This is a genomic window from Cetobacterium sp. 2A, from assembly GCF_014250685.1.
Taxonomy (GTDB): domain Bacteria; phylum Fusobacteriota; class Fusobacteriia; order Fusobacteriales; family Fusobacteriaceae; genus Cetobacterium.
The window spans coordinates 792,314-812,726 of sequence record NZ_JACFAJ010000006.1 but is presented as its reverse complement, the minus strand read 5'-3'; the positions used below and the strand labels follow the sequence as shown (position 1 = coordinate 812,726).

The window sequence follows — 20,413 nt, the reverse complement described above, 5'->3', positions numbered from 1 at the left end:
AATAGATAAAATGTCATTTTTCAAGACTTTTTTATTTTTATTGTATAATAAATGAAAAACAATACTGGTATAAATACCAAAGTAAGAACAGTTGAGAACCCTAAACCGAATATTACAGCTATAGCCATTCCCTTGTAAGTCTCACTACCTTGTCCAAGTCCTAAAGCCAAAGGCACCATTCCAAAAATTGTAGTCATAGTTGTCATTAAAATTGGTCTTAATCTTACCTCTCCAGACTTTATTATGGATTCTTTTAGACTCAATCCTTTTTCTAATAATATCTGTGTATAATCGATTAAAACTATTGCGTTATTAACAACAATTCCGGCAAGCATTATTATTCCAACAAAAACCATGGTGTTTGTTTTTTGTCCTGTTAAAATCAGTCCAGCATAAACTCCAATCACTGATAATGGAACTGTTCCCATTACTATTAAAGGTAGAATATATGATTCAAACTGAGCTGCAAGTATAAAGTAAATCAAAAATATTGATATTACAAAGGCAAATTTAAGTTGAGCATTAACTTCTTGTAAATTTCTTCCCTGTCCACCAAAACTATAACTTACTGTTTTAGGTAAATTTAACTCTTCTATTACTTCTTTTATAAATTTTTGTCCTGTTACTAAATCCATTTTCCCAATCGTATTTGCTTGTATTGATATTTTTCTTATTCTATCCTCTTTTTCAATTCCATAAGCTCCCTCAGCTATTTCAAACTGAGCTATATCTCTTAGCTTCACAGAATTTCCACTTGGATTTTTTATCCTTATATCTTTCAAACTATCCAAACTACTTCTATACTTTTTATCCAATTGTAGAGTAACATCTAACTCATCATTTCCAGTTTTTATCTTTATTGGAGCTCCTCCCAATATTTGATAACTTACAGCAAATGTTAAGTCATTCATATTCATTCCATAATACTCTAATTTTTTTCTATCTAGTATTATTCTAGTTTCTGGATTTCCATTCAACATAGAGTTTGTTATATCTGTAAATCCAGGATTTTTAGACATCTCTTCCTCTATCAATCTAGAAAAATAATTTAGTTGATTACTATCATCAGATTTTAAAATAAGGGTTATATCTCTATCCCCTCCTCTACCCCAAGTCATTTTTGGGATAACATTTAATTTAACATCTGGAGTATCCACTAATTTTTTTCTTACTTCTCCCATGATTTCAAAAACAGTTTTATCTCTTTGATCTGGTTTTCCGATATCCACTATAACTGCTATTGAATTTTTTCTAACTGATGTAGTAAATAATTTTGTATATGAATCCTTTGCTACAACATCTTCAAATTTCTTTGAAATTCTATTAGATTTCTCTATATCTAATCCACTTGGTAGCTCCCCTACAACTGTATATACTCCATCGTCTGTATAAGGAATGAACTCTCCACCAATCTTGGTTCCACCGTAGACTACAACCAGTAAAAATAATCCTAATATAGATAAAATTAACAAAGTTTTTCTTCTTAAAGATTGTACCAACAATTTTACATAATTCTTTCTTAAAAATTTTAAAATTTTTCCATCTTCATGTTCTGCATCTTTTCTTTTTAAAATTTTACTAGCCATCATAGGCACAAATGTTAGCGCTATGACTAAAGATGCAAGTAAAGAAAATGTTATTGAGTAACTTAAATCTTGATACATCTCTTTGGCTCTTCCTTCTTGTAGAACAACTGGAAGGAAAACAGCAATTGTTGTGGCCGTAGAGGCTATTATAGGTACAATAACTTCGGTAGCACCTTTTTCGGCTGCTACTTCACTAGTTTCTTTATACTCAGTTAAATGACGGAATATATTATCTATAACTACTATCGAGTTATCTACCAGCATTCCAATTCCCAAAGATAACCCCATAAGTGAAGTTATATTTATAGTCATTCCCTTTGCTCCAAAGAATCCAAATGTTGCTATTACAGAAACCGGTATAGAAACTGAAACTATAAGTGTAGCTCTAATATCTTTTAAAAATACATATAAAACAACAGTAGCAAGAATTAAACCTAGTATCGCACTCTTTGTTACTGAATCTATTGAATTTTGAATATCTATAGAACTATCTCTATTTATATTAAATTTCGCTCCTCTAGGTAGCATAGACTCAATTTTATCAAGTTCATTCTTCACTGTATCTGATATAACGATTGCATTTCCATTATCAGTTTTTTCAACACTTACTATTATATTTTCAGAACCATTAGTTCTTCCATAACTTTCTAAATCTTTAACTGATAAACTTACATCTGCAACATCCGTTAGATATACCGGATTATTTTCATCATTTTTTATAACAATCTCTTTTATATCTTCTAATGTCTTTGCTTCTCCGTAAACTCTTACAAGATATTCCTTATCCCCTTCTCTAATGTATCCAGCAGGGAAATTCAAACTAGATTTCTTTAAAATAGAGTAAAGTTCTGAAATATTTAAATTATATGCTTCTAGTTTATTTGGATCTAAGCTTATTAGAACTTCTCTTTCAAATCCACCAAAGACTGATATCTCTCCAACACCTTCAATTCTTTCTAATCTTGGAATTAAAAGATTATCAGCAAAACTCTTTAGCTCTACTTGATTTTCACCAGTTATACTAAACATCATAACCCTATCAGCAAATGCTCCAGCTTTACTTACCCAAGGCTCATCCATATCTTCTGGTAAATTATTTCTTATTCTACTAATTGCAGTTGTAATGTCATTAACCTTAGAATCAACATCTGTTCCAAACTCAAATTCAACTGTTACACTTGATTTTCCCATAGATGAATCAGTTGTAACCCTTTTTATTCCTTCAACTTTTGTTAATCCATCCTCTATCTCTTGAGTGACAAGCTTTTCCATATCCTCTGGAGAAGCTCCCTTCCAGCTAGATCTAACTGTTACAGTTGGAATATTATAATTTGGAAGTAATTGAGTTTTTAAATTTATAAGAGTCATTATTCCAAAAATTACCATTGAAACAATTATCATTGTTGTTACTACTGGTCTTTTTATTGAAAATTGAGAGATATTCATTTATACCTCCTCAGAAAGTACTTTAACTGTATCTCTGTCTTCTAATATAAATTGACCATCTATGACAATATTTAAAGGCTCTTTAAGTTGATCACTTATAATTTCCTGATTTTCTCCGTTAGAGTAACCTCTATCTATTTTTATTCTTCTTACTACATCTGAATCTACTACAAATATATAAGATGAAAGATCTTTAATTACAATAGAAGATTTTGGAACTACATATCCAAAATTCTTTCCCGACTCAACACTTACATCACTATACATTCCTTTTCTTAATTTTTTGTCATCATTATCTAAACTTATTTTTATTTGATATTTTTTACTATCTTTTTGAGCAACAGGATTTATTTCATATACTTTTCCAAGTAATTCATTTTTTAATCCTGAAACTTTTAATTTTGCATTTGCTCCAACTTTTAAATCTTCTATTTCATCTGAAGATACGTATGTCTTTACTAACATGTTTTTATCATCTACCAAAGTATACACAACTGTATTTGGCATTATTTTTTCATGCATCTTAACTTCTAAATCTGTTATTACTCCATCTTCTTTTGCTAAAAATCTTAAGTTTTCATAATCGTCTTTGGCCTTCAAATAACTAGCTCTATTTCCCTTAACCGTTGCTTCAGCATGATTAAAAGCATTTTTCGAATTCAAATACTCATCTTCTGAAACTAGCTGTTTTTTATAAAGACTTTCAATCTTTGTAAAATTGATTTTTTTTATTTTGTAATCTATTTCTCCAGACTTTTCCAAAGCTTCAGCTTTTAAATAATTTGATTCAACATCTTGATCGTGAAGTTCTAATACCATCTGACCTTTTTTTACTCTATCGCCATTTTTAAAATTGATTTTAGATACAATTCCACCAGTTGTACTTATTCTCTTTATCTCATTTGCTGGTTCTATTATTCCACTAGAACTGCTGATTTTAATAATATCACTCTGGTAAATTTCCTCTACTTTTACACTTTTAACTCTCGCTTCTTTTATCTTATTTTTTTTACCTGAATCCCCACATCCTACAAACAACAATGTGCCAATCAGAATTATGTATAATTTCTTCAAAATTTACTCCTCCCTGATTTTCTCTTAACCTCATTTAAAATTAATGACTTAAATTAAATAAATCATTTGCTGTTGCAAAAATTATTAATCCAAATAGAATAAACATTCCAATCATATGGAACTTCTCTTCTAATTTTTTATTAACTTTGATTCCAACCATCTCAAGAATAACAAATATTATTCTTCCACCATCTAAAGCTGGGAATGGTAAAAGGTTGAAGATTCCAACATTCACTGAAAGTATTGCAATCAACCAAAACATTACAAGTCCACCACTTTTACTAACTTCTCCAACTATCTTTACTATTCCTACTGGTCCACTTATTTCTTTGGCTTTAACTTTTCCAGTTACAAGCATTTTAAGACCATTTAAAGTTTCTTTAAACATAGACCCAAACATTTTAAAACTTGCACCTGCTGCATCTATAACTCCATACTTTTGGATACTGTATTCTGGAACTATACCTAGCATGTATCTGTCATTTTCTGCTTTAGTTAAAGGAGCATTTATACTTAAATCTTTCCCTTCTCTCTCTATAACTATAGGTGGATTTTCTGTTTTCTTACTTGCATCCTGAACAGCTTTTCCTATGTCTTCCCATTTATTTATCTCTATTCCATCTATACTTTTTATTTTATCACCTTTTTCAAGTACTGATGTTATATTGGCTTGTTTCATAACCTCACCAATTACAGGTTCATGATTTTGTATAGCTTTTCCACTTATTAAAAGCATCATGAAGATTGCAATATAAGCTAGAGTAAAATTCATAAATACTCCAGCAAAAAGTACTACAAATCTTTGAAAAGGAGTTTTACTGTTAAATCCATTTTTTACCTTACTATCAACTTCCATTCCATCTATATTAACATATCCTCCGATAGGAATAGCTCTCAATGAATAGCTTGTTCTCCCACCATAGTATGAATAAATTTCTGGTCCCATTCCTATTGCAAATTCCGATATTGGCATTTTAAATAATCTAGCAGCTAAAAAATGTCCGAGTTCATGTATTATTATTATTATCCCTAATACTAAAAGTGCTATCAATATATTCATTTTTCCTCCATCTATTTAATTAGTTTTTCTACTAGGTCATATATTTCTTTTGATATTTCTTCTCTAGTTTTCAATCTATCTCCATCTACACATTTTACTTCTGCCCAATTGTATTTTTTAGCAATTTCACAAGCATTTTCATATGATTTTTTTAAATATTCTTTATCACTTTCATGGATATCTTTTTGATCCTCACCAGTAATTTTATTTTTTCTCTCCTCCATAAGTTTTATAGCTACTTCTGTAGGCATGTTTAAAAATATTACTAAATCTGGTTTTGGAATTCCAATTTTATTATATTCAAGATCTTCTAACCAATCTAAATATTCATATTTTTCCTTTAAATCTGAAATTTTAGAAGCTTGATGCACCATATTTGATGTAACATATCTATCCGTTATAATGATTCCATCACTGTTATAGAAATTTTCCCAATCCATTTTAAAAGATGCATATCTATCAATTGCAAACATTGTAGATACAGGATATGGATTTATTTTTGTTGCTTCTTTTCCAAAATTTCCAGCTAAATACATTTTTACTGGCTCACAAGCTGGACTACTATAATTTGGAAATGATATTTTCTTTATATTTTTCTTCTCATTTAAAAGAGTTTCATAAATTCTTTCTGTTTGAGTTTGTTTTCCACTGCTATCTGTTCCCTCTATAACTATAAGTTTTCCCATCTTTTCTCCTATTTGTTGTAATTTTTATTAACCCAATTTCTTGTTTCTAAATCAGATTTTTTAACAGTTTCTATATTTTCTATCTCCAAGATTTCATGTTGATCCATTGCAGATTCTATTATTTTATATATTTCTAAAAATTTTATTTTCCCTTTTAAAAATAGGTCTACAGCAACCTCGTTAGCGGCGTTAAACACTGATGGCATTGTTCCACCTGCTCTTCCAGCTCTAAATGCTAAATCTATCCCTTTAAACGTCTCTCTGTCTGGTTCTTCAAATGTAAGCGTACTAGCTTTTCTAAAATCAATAGATTCAAATATTTTATTCTCTTTTCTTTCAGGATATGTAAATGCATATTGAATAGGTATCTTCATATCAGGAACACCCATTTGAGCGATTATTGATTTATCACAAAATTCAACCATAGAATGAACTATACTCTGTGGATGAACTAAAACCTCTATATCATCATAACTAACTCCAAATAGTTCATGAGCTTCAATTATTTCAAGACCTTTATTTACAAGAGTTGATGAATCGATAGTTATTTTTTTTCCCATTGACCAATTTGGATGTTTTAGAGCATCCTCTACTTTCACATTTAAAAGATCCTTTGTTTTTTTCCCTCTAAAAGTTCCACCACTTGCTGTTATTATAAGTTTTGATACCTCATTCTTTTTTCCACCCAAAAGAGATTGGAATATTGCTGAGTGCTCACTATCTACTGGAATTATCTCAGCTTTTGGATTTTCTTTTAAAAGTTTATTTATATATGGTCCCGCAGCTACCATAGTTTCTTTATTTGCTAGAGCAATTCTTTTTCCATTTTTAATTCCAGCAACTGTTGCTTCAATTCCAACAGCACCACTTACTGCCGTTAATAAAATATCTGTTTCTTGCAGTTCTCCAAGAGTCTTTAGTCCTCTCTCACCAAAATAAATCTCTATATTTTCAAATGTTTTTTTTACTTGATTATAACCTTCTTCTGTTCCAACACAAACATATTTCGGATTGAATTCTTTTATCTGTTCAATAAGTAACTTATAATTAGAATGTCCACTTAATCCTATAACTTCAAATTTTTCATCAGAATTTCTAATTACTTCAAGAGCATTTGTCCCTATACTACCAGTTGACCCAAGTATTGTTATCTTTTTCATCTGTCTCTCCTTGTAAAAAAGGCAGCTCTAAAGCTGCCTTTATATTTGTTAAAATATAAATAATTTCAAGATATAATATACAGTCGGAACAACAAACAGCATACTGTCGAATCTATCTAGTACTCCACCATGTTCTCCCAATACTCTTCCTGAATCCTTTATTTTAAATTCTCTTTTAAACATAGATTCACCTAAATCACCTATTTGAGCCACTACACTTATTGCAAATCCTAATAGAACTATTACATATGTAGAGTAACTAACAGTTATTAATCCAACGTATTTATTTAAAAAATACAGAGCTAAAATTGTAAATAGAGTTCCTCCAATTGATCCCTCTATCGATTTTTTAGGACTTATTATACTAAAACCATCTTTGAATATTTTTCTTCCAATACTCATTCCTGTAAAGTATGCAAATGAATCACAAACCCAAACTAAAATTTGGACTGATAATAACCACTTTCCACCATTTGGTAGGTAACTCATAAGTAATAAATGACTAAATAATACCGAAACATACACTACACCTAAAAGCGTGATTCCGACATCAGTACTAGAATTTTCTACTTTATTTTCTAAAACCCTTTTACTCATACAGCCTAAAACTGTTAATACAATTGGAAAAGCAATTGCAACTCCAATGTTATCAGGACTACTAAAATAAATTAAATTTGGTATAAGAATACCTGCAACATACCCTAATCTTTTAGAAGGTCTTTTTCCACCTAACTCAGCCATTCTATAAAACTCGTACATTCCTATTGCTATTATCAAATTACAAAATATAAGCAGTAAGAACCCACCCTTAATTAGAACTAAAATTAAAATAGGAATTCCTATAAGTGCAACTAACAATCTATTTATCATACTTCTTTAACTCCTCCAAATCTTCGTTCTCTACATTTATAACTTCTAATAGCTTTATCAAATTCCTTTTCATCAAAGTCTGGCCAATGAGTTTCTGTTATATAAAATTCAGAGTATGCTATTTGCCACAATAAAAAATTGGATATTCTCATCTCTCCACTAGTTCTTATTACAAGCTCTGGATCTGGAATATCTCTATATAAATATTTTTTAAAACTTTCTTCTTCTATCTCTTTTACGCCGTCTGATAAAATTTTATTTACAGCATCAATTATTTCAGATCTACCACCATAATTAAAAGCAATATTTAATGTCGTTCCCGTATTCATTGAACTTATATTTTCTAAATTTTTCATTTCTTGTAACAAAGATTTACTAACTCCTTCTTCTCTACCAGAAACTATAAATTTTATATTATTTTCCATAATATTTTTTCTTTCATTTTTTATATAAGTTTTGAATAAAAACATCAAAGCATCAACTTCTTCTTTTGCTCTTTTCCAATTTTCTGTTGAAAAAGCATATACCGTCAAATACTTAACTCCCATTTCACTCGCATGTGTTAGAATTTTTCTAAGAGTTTTTGCTCCTTCTTTATGTCCAAAAGTTCTAGGTAAACCTTTTGACTTAGCCCATCTTCCATTTCCGTCCATAATTATGGCTACGTGCTCTGGAATTTCAAATTTCATAATTTTTAATCACCTCACCATATCTCAATAAATTTTAACATATTTATCAGAATTTTTCTATAAAAAAAGAGGTTCTATTAAGAACCTCTGTGCATTTATTATACAGTTGTTATCTCTTTTTCTTTTTTAGCTAATAAATCATCTATCATCTTGATAGTGTTATCAGTTAACTTTTGAACGTCATCTTCCATTCTCTTAAGATCATCTTCAGTTATTTCTGAATCTTTCTCTAATTTTCTAAGGTGGTTGTTAACATCTTTTCTAACGTTTCTTGCTGCAATTCTTCCGTTTTCAGCTTCTGATTTAGCAAACTTTACGTATTCTTTTCTTCTATCTGCAGTTAATTCAGGTATCATTAATCTGATAACTTTCCCATCATTGTTTGGAGTAAGTCCAAGGTTTGATTGCATAATAGATTTTTCTATAGCAGGTATAACTGACTTATCCCAAGGATCGATTACAAGTAATCTAGCCTCTGGAGATGACACTGATCCTAATTGATTTAGTGGCATTTCAGAACCATACTGAGTTATTTTTATTCCATCTAACATTGCAACGTTAGCTCTTCCAGCTCTGATACTAGCAAATTTATTTTTTGTAGCTTCTATTACTTTATCCATTTTATCTATACAATCATTCATTAAAACTTTTGCACTCATTTATTTTCCCTCCTAAAATTATCCTTCTATTACTATAGTTCCGATGCTTTCACCCATAACTACTTTCTTTATATTTCCTTCAACTAAAGAATCAAATACTATTATTGGTAATTTATTTTCTCTACATAATGAAATAGCAGTTGCATCCATAACTTTTAAATCTTTATTTAAAACTTCTGTGTATGTAACTTCATGATATTTTACTGCATCCGCAAATTTAACTGGATCTTTATCATAAATTCCATCTACCTTTGTAGCTTTTATAACTACATCTGCGTGAATTTCAATGGCTCTTAAAGCCGCTGCTGTATCTGTCGTGAAATAAGGATTTCCTGTTCCAGCTCCAAATATTACAACTCTACCTTTTTCAAGATGTCTTTGAGCTTTTCTTTTTATGAAAGGTTCTGCTATTTGTGGCATTTCTATTGCAGTTTGAACTCTTGTTGGAACTCCTAAACTCTCAATAGAGTTTTGAAGAGCTAAAGAGTTGATTACTGTAGCAAGCATTCCCATATGATCTCCAGTAACTCTATCAATTCCTTGCGAAGCTCCCGATAATCCTCTGAAAATATTTCCTCCACCAATAACTATCCCTACTTCTACCCCTAAGTCTGCAACTTCTTTTATTTGCTTAGCATAAGAAGAAATAACCTCTGAAGAAATACCAAATTCTTGTTCCCCCATTAGAGCTTCTCCACTCAACTTTAATAAAATTCTTTTATATATAGGTTTCATGCGCTTCTTCTCCTCAGCATTTATTTTTTTAAAAAAAGGGGATGCAGATGCATCCCCTATGCTTTTTTATTACCCTTTAATTTGAGCTGCAACTTCTGCTGCGAAATCTACTACTTCTCTCTCGATTCCTTCTCCAACTTTGTATCTAGCAAATGATACAACTTTGATGTCTCCTGCATATTGAGCAACTGTTTCTTTGTTTTCAGCTTTAACAAATATTTGATCAACTAGACAGTTGTCTTCAAAGAATTTGTTCATTTTTCCAACAAGTATCTTTTCGATAATTTGAGCTGGTTTCCCTTCAGTTTCTAATTGTTTTCTAGTGATTTCTTTTTCTCTCTCTAAGTCATCAGTAGTAACAACCGATCTATCAACATACTTTGGATCCATAGCAGCAACGTGCATAGCGATATCTTTAGCTTTTACTATGTTAGCTTCTGTAGGCTCTCCAGTCATCTCAACGATAACTCCAAGCTTTCCTCCAAGGTGGTTATAAGTAGTTACGAAACCAGTTGTAGTAACTTTTTCGAATCTTCTTATAGACATGTTTTCTCCGATTTTAGCGATTAACTCAGTAACAGCAGTTTCAACAGTCTTTCCTGGTACAAATTCAGCAGCTTTTAATTCTTCAACAGTATTGATTGCTGGAGTTAAAGCTAACTCTACTAATCTGTTTCCGAATGATTTAAACTCATCATTTTTTGCAACGAAATCTGTCTCAGAGTTGAACTCTAATACTACTGCAGTTTTTGAATCTGCAGAAATTCCTTCGAATATTAATCCTTCAGCTGCAGTTCTTCCTGATTTCTTAGCAGCTTTAGCTATTCCTTTCTCTCTTAAGTAGTCAATAGCTTTTTCTATATCTCCATTAGTTTCTCCTAATGCTTTTTTACAATCCATCATTCCAGCACCAGTTCTATCTCTTAGTTCTTTTACTAACTTAGCTGTAATCTCTGCCATTTTAATCCTCCTTAAATTTTAACTCGAATTTATAACCTATATAGTACAAGGAATTGAGTACTAGTACTCAATTCCTTAATTTTTATGTATTAATTACTCAGCTGAACCTTCAGCAATTGCTAATTCTGCAGAAGCAACATCAGCATTTTCTCTTCCTTGGTTTCCTTCGATGATAGCGTTAGCCATTACAGATGAAATTAATTTTACTGATCTGATAGCGTCATCATTTGCAGGAATTGGGTAAGTTATTAGATCTGGATCTACGTTTGTATCGATCATAGCGAATACAGGTATTCCTAATCTAGCTGCTTCTACAACTGCTAGAGTTTCTTTCTTAACGTCAACTACGAATATAGCTGCAGGAACTGTTTTCATATCTTTGATTCCAGAAAGGTTCTTAGAAAGCTTTACTAATTCTTTTCTGAAGTTAGCTGCTTCTTTCTTAGTGTAAGCAGTATCTAAAGTTCCGTCTGCTTCCATTCTTTCTAATTCTTTTAATCTCTCTACTCTAGTTTGGATAGTTTTGTAGTTTGTTAACATTCCACCTAACCATCTGTTGTTGATGTAGTACATTCCTGATCTTTCAGCTTGTTCTTTCACAGCTTCTTGAGCTTGCTTTTTAGTTCCAACGAATAATACTTTTCCTCCAGCTGCAGAGATTTCTCTCATAACTGAGTAAGCTTCTTCAATTTTCTTTAAAGATTTGTGTAAATCGATTACGTGGATTCCGTTTCTCTCAGTGAAGATGTACTTAGCCATCTTTGGATTCCATCTTTTAGCTTGGTGTCCGAAATGAACTCCAGCTTCAAGTAATTGTTTCATAGTAATTACTGCCATATTTTTTTCCTCCTAAAATTTTGGTTATTCTTCCACTGACCTCAAAACTAAACATCCCCAAAAGGGCACCCTGTCTAGAAATAATCAGTGTGCATTTTAATAGCAAGTTATTCTATCATTTTTTTGGGGTTATGTCAAGATTGATTTAAATGTTGTTCAACACTCTGAACTATGTGAATTTATTTATTTTGTTATTCTAACCTAGAAATATAGTATTAAAACCCTCAGCAAGAGTTATCTTTATCTAATCCAGTTAATCCTTCTGTTAAGTTGTAAATTGTTTCAAATCCTTTTTCTTCCAGAATTCTAGCCAGTCTTATTGAAGCAATTCCATTATTTGAATAAATTAAATATTCAAGATCTTTAGAAAGCATTTCTACCATCATTTCAAAATGATCTTTATTAGATATATCTAAATTTATTGCATCTTCTGTCAATAACTCAGAGTCATCTATTTCATAAGGCGTTCTTGCATCAATTACCATAATACTATTATTTTCTAAAAGTTCTAAAGCTTTAGCGTTATCAATTTCTATTATCATTATTATCCTCCTTTTATAAAATTTATTCCAAAAAATGGGAGAGGCCCGCGTATAGCGGGCCTTTTGGGGGGAGTATTTGTTAAGTTACTTGGGGATCAACCCCATTTAAAACCAACAATAGAAAATTACTTTTACTATTCGCTCCTCCCTTATGCCCATATTATACATCAATATTCTGGTCTTTCCTCTTTTTAGTAAGAAAAAAAAGATCGACAAAAGTCGATCTCTCCCAAAGAGCTAGTAATTAAACTAACTCGATTATAGCCATCTCTGCAGAGTCACCTTTTCTTACAGAAGTTTTGATGATTCTAGTGTATCCACCATTTCTCTCAGAGTACTTAGGTGCTAGTTCATTGAATATCTTAGCAACGGCCTCTTCACTTCTTAAGAATGCAAATGCACTTCTTCTAGAAGCTAAAGTTCCTTTTTTACCAAGAGTTACCATTCTGTCAGCAAACTTTCTAAGTTCCTTTGCTCTAGTTACTGTTGTTTCTATTCTATTAGATAAAATTAGAGATATAGTTAAGTTCATTAGCATTGCTTTTCTATGATCAGATCTTCTACCTAATTTTCTATATGATTTATTGTGGTTCATTAGTTAGCTATCCTCCTTGTCTAATTATTCAGCAGATCCATTGCCATTCAGATCGAATCCTAATTCTTTCATCTTCTCAAGGATCTCATCTAGGGATTTTCTTCCTAGATTTTTTATTTTCAGAAGTTCGTTCATTGACATTCTAGCCAATTGCCCAACTTCCTCAATTCCAGCTTTCTTTAAACAGTTAAATGATCTAACTGTTAAATCTAGCTCTTCTATTTTTATGTTTAGTACATTATCATCTTTAGCTGTATAAGCAGGAGATTCTTCCTCTTCTTCTATATCCAGTCTTAAATGATCCATTTTGTTTCCTAAGTCTAGGAAAGGATCTAGATGCAGTTTTAATAGTTCTACTGCATAAGAAATAGCATCTCTTATTGCAATACTACCGTTAGTTTCTACCTCAAGAGTAAGTTTATCAAAGTCTGTCATTCTTCCTACCATTGTATCTTGTACAGAGTATGATACTTTTCTAATTGGAGTATATATAGCATCAACTGCTATATAATCTACTGCCCAATCTTTTTTCTCAATATCTTCAGATACAACAAACCCTTCACCTGTATCAACAAGGAATTCCATGTCGATTTCTCTATCTGTAGTTAACGTACAGATAATTTGATCTGGGTTTACAATTTCTAAGCCAATATCAGGTATGATATCAGCTGCAGTTACTACTTTTGGTCCTTTTGCAGAAAGAGTCATTCTTCTTTCTCCAGCAGATTCAGTTTTTATAACTACTTCTTTTATGTTAAGAATTATTTCAGTTACAGCCTCTTTAACACCTTCTACAACTGAAAATTCACTTAGAACTCCGTCAATTCTTATTCCCTTGATAGCTGCACCAGGTATAGATGAAAGTAATACTCTTCTTAAAGCATTCCCGATTGTATGTCCGTATCCTCTATATAAAGGTTCAATTATGTATTGCCCTTTGAAGTCACTTTCTTTTAATTCGGTAATGTTAATACCTCTTGCATGTTTTTCGATTTTTAACATCTGATCAACTCCTATTAAAGGGTTTTATTATCTAGAGTAGAACTCAACTATTAAAGCTTCGTTTAGATCGAAATCTAAGTCATCTTTACTAGGGTTCTGAAGAACTTTACCAGAGAAGTTAGCTCTATCAAGCTCTAACCAAGCTGGAACTGTGCTTCCTTCAACTGCAGTTTTAATTATATCTATATTTTTAGAGTTTTCTATTACTGAAACTACATCTCCAGCTTTTACTCTATAAGAAGCTATGTTAACTTTTCTTCCATTTATAGCTATATGTCCGTGAGCAACGATTTGTCTAGATTGTCTTCTTGTTTTAGCGAATCCTAATCTGTAAACTACGTTCTCTAATCTTCTCTCAAGGTATTGGATAAGGTTTAAACCTGTAACTCCATCCTTTCTTGAAGCTTCCTCATAAAGCTTTCTAAATTGTTTCTCCATCACGTTGTATATGAATTTAGCCTTTTGCTTTTCGTTTAATTGAATTGCGTATTCAGTAGGCTTTTTATTTGCATTAGGTCTTGGCCCTCTTTTTGAAGATTTGTTAACTCCTAAAACAACTGGGTCGATCCCAAGAGCTCTACATTTCTTTAAAACAGGCTGTCTATTTCTTGCCATCTCTTATCTGTTCCTCCTTCACTTATTAAATTTAGCTCCGAAAATGAGCACACATTCTTAGTAGAATCAATTAAAGTCGAGATTACACTCTTCTTCTTTTTGGTGGTCTACATCCGTTATGTGGAACTGGAGTTACATCAGTTATTTTTGTAACCTCTAATCCAGCTGCCGAAAGAGATCTTATACAAGCTTCTCTTCCTGATCCAGGACCTTTCACTTTAACTTCTACTTTTTTCATTCCATTTTCCATTGCAATATGAGCAGCTTGCTCAGCAGCGATTTGTGCTGCGAATGGAGTACCCTTCTTAGTTCCTTTGAATCCAGAAGTTCCTCCTGATTTCCAGCTTATTACTTTTCCTTCAGTATCAGTAATAGCAACTATTGTATTGTTGAAAGTTGAATGTATATGAGCAACTCCGTTAGGAATATTTTTCAGTTTTTTCTTGATCTTAGCTACTTTCTTTTTAGCCAACTTAAGCTACCTCCTTACTTTAAAATCAATTTTAGTTATTAAAAATTAGATTTAATTATCTTTTTATAGGCTTCTTAGGACCTTTTCTAGTTCTTGCATTTGTTTTAGACTTTTGTCCTCTTACTGGTAGGTTCATCTTGTGTCTTGATCCTCTGTAACATCTAATGTCCATAAGTCTCTTGATAGCAAGTCTAACCTCTTTTCTAAGGTCTCCCTCTACTTTGATACCTTCAACTATCGCTCTGATTTTATTTAACTCTTCTTCAGTTAAATCTTTTACTCTTGTATCAAAGTTTACTCCTGCTTCTGTTAAAACTTTTTGTGAAGTTGGTTTTCCAATTCCATAAACGTAAGTTAATGCAATTTCAACTCTTTTGTTTCTAGGAATATCTACTCCTGCGATTCTAGCCAAAATTCGTTCCTCCTATTCCGAAAATTTATATATTTGCTGATATTTAAAATCAGCTAAAGACTTTCTTCGGTATGCCCCGTACCAAATTACACGAGAGACAGCTCTACAGCCCAGCATACCTTTACAGTACTTCCAATGTCAGTACTAGTTTGTTAAAAAACTTCAAGTTATCCTTGAACTTGCTTATGCTTAGGATTGTCACAGATTACTCTGATCTTTCCATGTCTCTTGATAACTTTACATTTGTCACAAATAGGCTTAATTGATGCTCTAACTTTCAATTCGTTACCTCCTTTCGTGATTATAAAATTATTTTTTTCTGTATACTATTCTACCTCTTGATAAATCGTAAGGTGAGATTTGTACCGTTACCTTGTCTCCTGGTAAAATTTTAATGTAATTCATTCTCATTTTTCCAGAAATGTGACCTAATATTGTGTGACCATTCTCTAATTCAACTTTAAACATCGCATTTGGAAGGGCCTCAACAATAGTGCCTTCTAATTCGATAACATCCTTTTTTGACATAATTCCTCCTATCGAACAGAACTTCAAAATATTCTAACATTTTTACCACAAAAAGTCTAGGTCTTTTTTGATAAATTTTATCAGTCCAGTTCACTCAAAATAATAGGTTTTCCATCAACTATTGCAATAGAATGTTCAAAATGTGCAGACCTTTTTCCATCTCTTGTAACTACAGTCCATCCATCATTTTCAATGGCAACTTTATAGCTTCCAACATTTACCATAGGCTCTATTGCTAAAACCATACCGTTTTCTATTTTAAGTCCTCTTCCTCTTCTTCCAAAGTTAGGAATACAAGGATCTTCGTGCATACTTTTACCTACTCCATGCCCTGAAAAATCCCTTACAACAGAAAACCCATTTTTTTCAACATGCTCTTGAATCGCATAACCTATATCACCAAATCTATTTCCTACAATAGCAGCTTCAATTCCGATATCTCTAGCTTCTTTAGTAACTTTAAGTAATTTTTTTGCTTCTTCGTCTATTTCTCCAACTGGGAATGTTATAGCTGAATCTCCAAAAAATCCATTTAAATTTGTTACTACGTCAATTCCTACGATATCTCCATCCTTTAAAATTTTATCCGCTTTTGGAATTCCATGAACAACTTCATCATTCAAAGAAATACAAGAACCAGCAGGATAAGGATTAAAAGGACCACCTACACCAATAGTTGCTGGAATTGCTCCCGCACTTCTGATATAGTCTTCTATAATTTTATTTAACTCCATTGTAGAGATTCCAGCTTTTATATATTTTGGCAGAACTTCTTCATAAAGTCTGGCAATAATTTGATTAGCTTTTCTTATCTCTTTTATTTCGTCTAAACTTTTTAATATTATCATATCAATCCTTTCTAGATTCTAAAAAATTATCCTAAAATTGAGAATATCTCATTCTTAATTTCTTCTATTTCTTTAGTTCCATCTAATTCAGCTAAAACTCCCTTTGCTTTGTAAAAATCAAATAATGGAGCTGTCTGATCATGATAAGCTTCTAATCTCTTAGTAACTGTTTCTTTTGTATCATCTTTTCTAGTAATAAGTTCTCCACCACAATAATCACAAACACCTTCAGATTTTGGAGGATTAAATTCTACATGGAAAGATGCTCCACATTTAGAACAAACTCTTCTGCCTGTAATTCTTCCAACTATTAATTCATCAGGAACATCTAAAGATATAACTTTATCTAAAGATATATTTAATTCCTTCATTAATTCGTCCAAAGCTTCAGCTTGAGCTAAAGTTCTTGGGAAACCATCTAAAATAAATCCATTTTTGCAATCTTCTTCAGATAATCTCTCTTTTATAATTCCTATTATTGTAGAATCAGGAACTAATTTTCCTTCATCCATAAATTTTTTAGCTTCCATACCCATAGGTGTTCCTGCAGCTATAGATGCTCTTAAAATATCCCCCGTTGAAATTTGAGGTATATTATATTTGTCTATAATATACTTTGCCTGTGTACCTTTTCCGGCTCCAGGTGCTCCAAATAACATAATATTCATTTATCCATCTCCTTTTAATAAAAAAAATGACACGACTTTCTTGCCGTGCCATAGATATTATAAGAATCCCTTATACTCTTTCATGATAAGATGAGCATCTATCTGTTGTATAGTATCTAGAGCTACTCCAACAACTATTATTATTCCTGTTCCTCCAAAGAAAATTGGAAGTCCAAAAGACTTGAATAAGATCATTGGTAATATGGCAATAGCAGCTAAAAATATAGCGCCTCCCCAAGTTATTCTAGTTACAACTCCTTCAAGATAATCAGCTGTATCTGATCCAGGTCTAATGCTTGGAATTGTTCCTCCACCTTGCTTTAAATTTTCAGCAACCTTTTCAGGATCGAAAACTATAGCTGTATAGAAGAATGAGAAAAATATAATAACTAAAGCATACAGTATTAAGTATACCGGGTGCTGATCATTAAACAGTCTCGCAAGCATTACTCTTCCAGGAAAAGTTCCCGGTAGCATATTTACAATCAATGATGGTATCATCATTACAACTGACGCAAAGATTACTGGCATTACACCAGAACTGTTAAGCTTTAAAGGAATATATGAGTTTTGACCCATTCCACCTTTTCCACCAAATCCTCTACCCACATAGTGAACAGGAATTTTTCTTTGTCCCAATTGAAATATAACTATTCCCATTACAGATAACACAGCAGCAAAACCAACTAATAATAAAACAGGTATTAAGAATTTACTTCCTTGCATATCCTGAATAGTTTGAATGATTGCTCCTGGTGCACCAGAGATTATGTTTAAGAATATCAGAAGAGATACTCCATTTCCGATTCCTTTTAAAGAAATCTGTTCTCCAACCCACATTAAAAATACTGTACCAGCAGTTAATGTAGTAATTGTAGTTAACATAAATATAAATCCTGGTGTAGTTACAAGTCCTACAGACTGTAACCAAGTACATACTCCAATTCCTTGTACTATGGCAATTGCAATAGTTAGGTATCTTGTCCATTGAGAAATTTTATTTCTCCCAGACTCCCCTTCTTTTTGGACCTCTTCGAGTTTTGGTATTATTACTGCTAATAAACTAAATACTATTGAAGCATTGATATATGGAACTATTCCCAATGCAAAAATAGAAACTCTTTGAAAAGCTCCTCCTGAGAACATATTAATATATCCTAGTAGATCGTTTTGCGCAGTCATCTGTGCTAAACGATCTATATCTACACCAGGAGCAGGGATGTAAGTCCCTACCCTAGCTACTAGGAACATCAATAAGGTGAAGATAATTCTATCTCTCAGTTCAGGAATTTTAACAATACCTCTAAGTTTCATGCTAACCTTTTCAATTAACGTCACAACTCTTCACCCCACCCTTAATAACTAATTTTTTCTACTTTTACAAGTATACTATGATTAGTTATTTTTTGCAACATCAGCAAAAGTTTTTACTTCGATTATCTCTACAGATCCACCTTTTGCTTCGATTGCAGCTTTTGCAGTTTCAGAAACCTTGTGAGCTTTTAAAGAAACTTTCTTCTCTAACTCTCCGTTTCCTAAAACTTTAACTCCAGCTTGAAGTTTCTTTAGTAATCCAGAAGCTACTAATAGCTCAGGAGTTACTTCAGTCCCATCTTCAAATCTATTTAAATCAGATAAGTTTATGATAGCATAATCTTTTCTGAATAGTGCGTTAGAGAAACCTCTTTTAGGAACTCTTCTGTAAAGAGGCATTTGCCCCCCTTCGAAGTAAGGTTTAACTCCTCCACCCGCTCTTGATTTTTGTCCGTTACTTCCTTTTCCAGCTGTCTTTCCAAGTCCTGAAGATTCTCCTCTTCCAACTCTCTTTCTAGCTTTCTTAGGTATAGAAGGCTTTAATTCGTTAAGTTTCATATTATTGCACCTCCTCTACTTTTAATAGGTAAGAAACAAGAGCGATTTTCCCTTTTAATTCAGGAGTCACGTTATGCTCTACTACATCGTTCATCTTCTTAAGCCCTAGCGACTTTACAGTTGCTATATGGTTAGGCTTTCTTCCGATTATGCTTTTAACAAGCTCTATTCTCAGCTTTGCCATTTTTTTACCTCCTAGCTTAAGATATCCTTTACTTCTTTTCCTCTTAAAGCTGCAACCTCTTCAGCAGTTCTTAACTGTCTTAAAGCCTCGATTGTAGCTCTTGCAACGTTATGCTTATTTCTCGATCCTTTGATTTTAGTAAGAATATTGTGTACTCCTGCTAATTCAAGAACCTCTCTACAAGATGATCCTGCGATTACTCCTGTACCTTCATAAGCTGGGGCCATCCATATAGATGTTGCTCCCCATTTACCTACTAGTTCGTGAGGAATAGTTGTACCTTTTAAAGATACCTTTATCATATTTTTCTTAGCCGCAGCTATAGCTTTTCTGATTGCATCAGGAACGCCATTGGCCTTTCCTAATCCTATTCCAACATTACCTTCAGCGTCTCCAACACCGGCTAAAACTGAGAAAGATATAGTTCTTCCTCCCTTAGTCGTTTTAGAAACTCTAGAAATCTTTAATAATTTCTCTTGAAATTGTTTCTCTTCTCTATTTACAAACTTAGACAAGTCAAGTCCTCCTCTCTACAAGAATTAGAAGTTTAATCCCGCTTCTCTTGCAGCTTCTGCAAGGGCAGCTATTCTTCCTGTGTATTTATATCCAGATCTGTCAAATACTACTGCAGAAATTTCTTTCGCAGTTGCTCTCTCAGCAAGAACTTTTCCTACTAATTTAGCTGATTCAACATTTCCTCCGTGTTTTACAGTTGCTTTGATCTCTTTATCGATAGTAGATGCAGAAGCTAAAGTTACCCCATTTACGTCATCGATTAGTTGAGCAAAGATGTTGTTGTTAGATCTATATACAGAAAGTCTTGGTCTCTCAGCTGTACCAGAAATCTTGTTTCTGATTGATAAGTGCTTTCTTCTTCTTATAGCGTCTCTATTAACTTTCTTAAACAACGCAC

At 32.3% G+C, this 20,413-nt stretch carries 26 protein-coding genes; all 26 read right to left on the bottom strand.

What is annotated here, in order from left to right; translation table 11 throughout:
* Positions 1 to 20: 20 nt before the first annotated feature.
* The gene (locus H3N56_RS07865; RefSeq protein ID WP_185880652.1) at positions 21 to 3,032 is read right to left on the bottom strand and encodes an efflux RND transporter permease subunit; all 3,012 of its coding nucleotides are present in this window, start codon (positions 3,030 to 3,032) and stop codon (positions 21 to 23) included.
* Positions 3,033 to 4,106 carry an efflux RND transporter periplasmic adaptor subunit gene (locus H3N56_RS07860; RefSeq protein WP_185880651.1) on the bottom strand — a complete coding sequence of 358 codons (1,074 nt, stop codon included), beginning with the start codon at positions 4,104 to 4,106 and terminating at the stop codon, positions 3,033 to 3,035.
* A 40-nt stretch (positions 4,107 to 4,146) separates the two neighbouring features.
* Positions 4,147 to 5,166 carry an RIP metalloprotease gene (locus H3N56_RS07855; protein ID WP_185880650.1) on the bottom strand — a complete coding sequence of 340 codons (1,020 nt, stop codon included), beginning with the start codon at positions 5,164 to 5,166 and terminating at the stop codon, positions 4,147 to 4,149.
* Positions 5,167 to 5,177: 11 nt separating this feature from the next.
* Positions 5,178 to 5,852, bottom strand: coding sequence for a thymidylate kinase (locus H3N56_RS07850; RefSeq protein WP_185880649.1), 675 nt, complete (start codon positions 5,850 to 5,852; stop codon positions 5,178 to 5,180).
* Between the two features lie 8 nt (positions 5,853 to 5,860).
* Positions 5,861 to 7,012, bottom strand: coding sequence for a 1-deoxy-D-xylulose-5-phosphate reductoisomerase (locus H3N56_RS07845; RefSeq protein ID WP_185880648.1), 1,152 nt, complete (start codon positions 7,010 to 7,012; stop codon positions 5,861 to 5,863).
* A gap of 48 nt (positions 7,013 to 7,060) precedes the next feature.
* The gene (locus H3N56_RS07840; RefSeq protein ID WP_185880647.1) at positions 7,061 to 7,882 is read right to left on the bottom strand and encodes a phosphatidate cytidylyltransferase; all 822 of its coding nucleotides are present in this window, start codon (positions 7,880 to 7,882) and stop codon (positions 7,061 to 7,063) included.
* Positions 7,879 to 8,571 (bottom strand): isoprenyl transferase, encoded by a 693-nt coding sequence (locus H3N56_RS07835; protein ID WP_185880646.1) that lies wholly within the window; start codon positions 8,569 to 8,571, stop codon positions 7,879 to 7,881. The genes H3N56_RS07840 and H3N56_RS07835 overlap by 4 nt, the downstream gene beginning before the upstream one ends.
* Before the next feature lie 98 nt (positions 8,572 to 8,669).
* Complete coding sequence (gene frr, locus H3N56_RS07830; RefSeq protein ID WP_185880645.1) at positions 8,670 to 9,230, bottom strand: ribosome recycling factor; 561 nt, start codon at positions 9,228 to 9,230, stop codon at positions 8,670 to 8,672.
* A gap of 18 nt (positions 9,231 to 9,248) precedes the next feature.
* Positions 9,249 to 9,965 (bottom strand): UMP kinase, encoded by a 717-nt coding sequence (gene pyrH / locus H3N56_RS07825; RefSeq protein ID WP_185880644.1) that lies wholly within the window; start codon positions 9,963 to 9,965, stop codon positions 9,249 to 9,251.
* Between the two features lie 69 nt (positions 9,966 to 10,034).
* Entirely contained in the window at positions 10,035 to 10,925 is an 891-nt protein-coding gene (gene tsf / locus H3N56_RS07820) for a translation elongation factor Ts (RefSeq protein WP_185880643.1), read from the bottom strand.
* A 93-nt stretch (positions 10,926 to 11,018) separates the two neighbouring features.
* Positions 11,019 to 11,762: a 30S ribosomal protein S2 gene (gene rpsB, locus H3N56_RS07815; RefSeq protein WP_185880642.1), complete on the bottom strand. Its 744-nt coding sequence runs from the start codon at positions 11,760 to 11,762 to the stop codon at positions 11,019 to 11,021.
* Positions 11,763 to 11,986: 224 nt separating this feature from the next.
* Complete coding sequence (locus tag H3N56_RS07810) at positions 11,987 to 12,304, bottom strand: rhodanese-like domain-containing protein (protein ID WP_185880641.1); 318 nt, start codon at positions 12,302 to 12,304, stop codon at positions 11,987 to 11,989.
* A gap of 244 nt (positions 12,305 to 12,548) precedes the next feature.
* The gene (gene rplQ, locus H3N56_RS07805; protein WP_185880640.1) at positions 12,549 to 12,899 is read right to left on the bottom strand and encodes a 50S ribosomal protein L17; all 351 of its coding nucleotides are present in this window, start codon (positions 12,897 to 12,899) and stop codon (positions 12,549 to 12,551) included.
* Positions 12,900 to 12,923: 24 nt separating this feature from the next.
* Entirely contained in the window at positions 12,924 to 13,901 is a 978-nt protein-coding gene (locus H3N56_RS07800) for a DNA-directed RNA polymerase subunit alpha (protein WP_185880639.1), read from the bottom strand.
* Positions 13,902 to 13,928: 27 nt separating this feature from the next.
* Complete coding sequence (gene rpsD, locus H3N56_RS07795; protein ID WP_185880638.1) at positions 13,929 to 14,516, bottom strand: 30S ribosomal protein S4; 588 nt, start codon at positions 14,514 to 14,516, stop codon at positions 13,929 to 13,931.
* 82 nt (positions 14,517 to 14,598) lie between these two features.
* On the bottom strand, positions 14,599 to 14,988 hold the full coding sequence (rpsK, locus tag H3N56_RS07790) for a 30S ribosomal protein S11 (RefSeq protein WP_185880637.1): 390 nt from the start codon (positions 14,986 to 14,988) through the stop codon (positions 14,599 to 14,601).
* A 55-nt stretch (positions 14,989 to 15,043) separates the two neighbouring features.
* Entirely contained in the window at positions 15,044 to 15,400 is a 357-nt protein-coding gene (rpsM, locus tag H3N56_RS07785; RefSeq protein ID WP_185880636.1) for a 30S ribosomal protein S13, read from the bottom strand.
* A gap of 167 nt (positions 15,401 to 15,567) precedes the next feature.
* Positions 15,568 to 15,681 (bottom strand): 50S ribosomal protein L36, encoded by a 114-nt coding sequence (gene rpmJ / locus H3N56_RS07780; protein ID WP_185880635.1) that lies wholly within the window; start codon positions 15,679 to 15,681, stop codon positions 15,568 to 15,570.
* Between the two features lie 28 nt (positions 15,682 to 15,709).
* Positions 15,710 to 15,928 carry a translation initiation factor IF-1 gene (gene infA, locus H3N56_RS07775; protein ID WP_185880634.1) on the bottom strand — a complete coding sequence of 73 codons (219 nt, stop codon included), beginning with the start codon at positions 15,926 to 15,928 and terminating at the stop codon, positions 15,710 to 15,712.
* 80 nt (positions 15,929 to 16,008) lie between these two features.
* Complete coding sequence (map, locus tag H3N56_RS07770) at positions 16,009 to 16,776, bottom strand: type I methionyl aminopeptidase (protein WP_185880633.1); 768 nt, start codon at positions 16,774 to 16,776, stop codon at positions 16,009 to 16,011.
* A 26-nt stretch (positions 16,777 to 16,802) separates the two neighbouring features.
* A complete protein-coding gene (locus H3N56_RS07765; protein WP_185880632.1) occupies positions 16,803 to 17,444 on the bottom strand; it encodes an adenylate kinase in 642 nt (213 codons plus the stop codon).
* 57 nt (positions 17,445 to 17,501) lie between these two features.
* On the bottom strand, positions 17,502 to 18,782 hold the full coding sequence (gene secY, locus H3N56_RS07760) for a preprotein translocase subunit SecY (protein ID WP_185880631.1): 1,281 nt from the start codon (positions 18,780 to 18,782) through the stop codon (positions 17,502 to 17,504).
* A 57-nt stretch (positions 18,783 to 18,839) separates the two neighbouring features.
* Complete coding sequence (gene rplO / locus H3N56_RS07755) at positions 18,840 to 19,316, bottom strand: 50S ribosomal protein L15 (protein ID WP_185880630.1); 477 nt, start codon at positions 19,314 to 19,316, stop codon at positions 18,840 to 18,842.
* 1 nt (position 19,317) lies between these two features.
* Positions 19,318 to 19,500 (bottom strand): 50S ribosomal protein L30, encoded by a 183-nt coding sequence (gene rpmD, locus H3N56_RS07750; RefSeq protein ID WP_185880629.1) that lies wholly within the window; start codon positions 19,498 to 19,500, stop codon positions 19,318 to 19,320.
* Positions 19,501 to 19,511: 11 nt separating this feature from the next.
* Positions 19,512 to 20,015, bottom strand: coding sequence for a 30S ribosomal protein S5 (rpsE, locus tag H3N56_RS07745; protein ID WP_185880628.1), 504 nt, complete (start codon positions 20,013 to 20,015; stop codon positions 19,512 to 19,514).
* A gap of 24 nt (positions 20,016 to 20,039) precedes the next feature.
* A complete protein-coding gene (gene rplR, locus H3N56_RS07740) occupies positions 20,040 to 20,408 on the bottom strand; it encodes a 50S ribosomal protein L18 (RefSeq protein WP_185880627.1) in 369 nt (122 codons plus the stop codon).
* Positions 20,409 to 20,413: the final 5 nt, after the last annotated feature.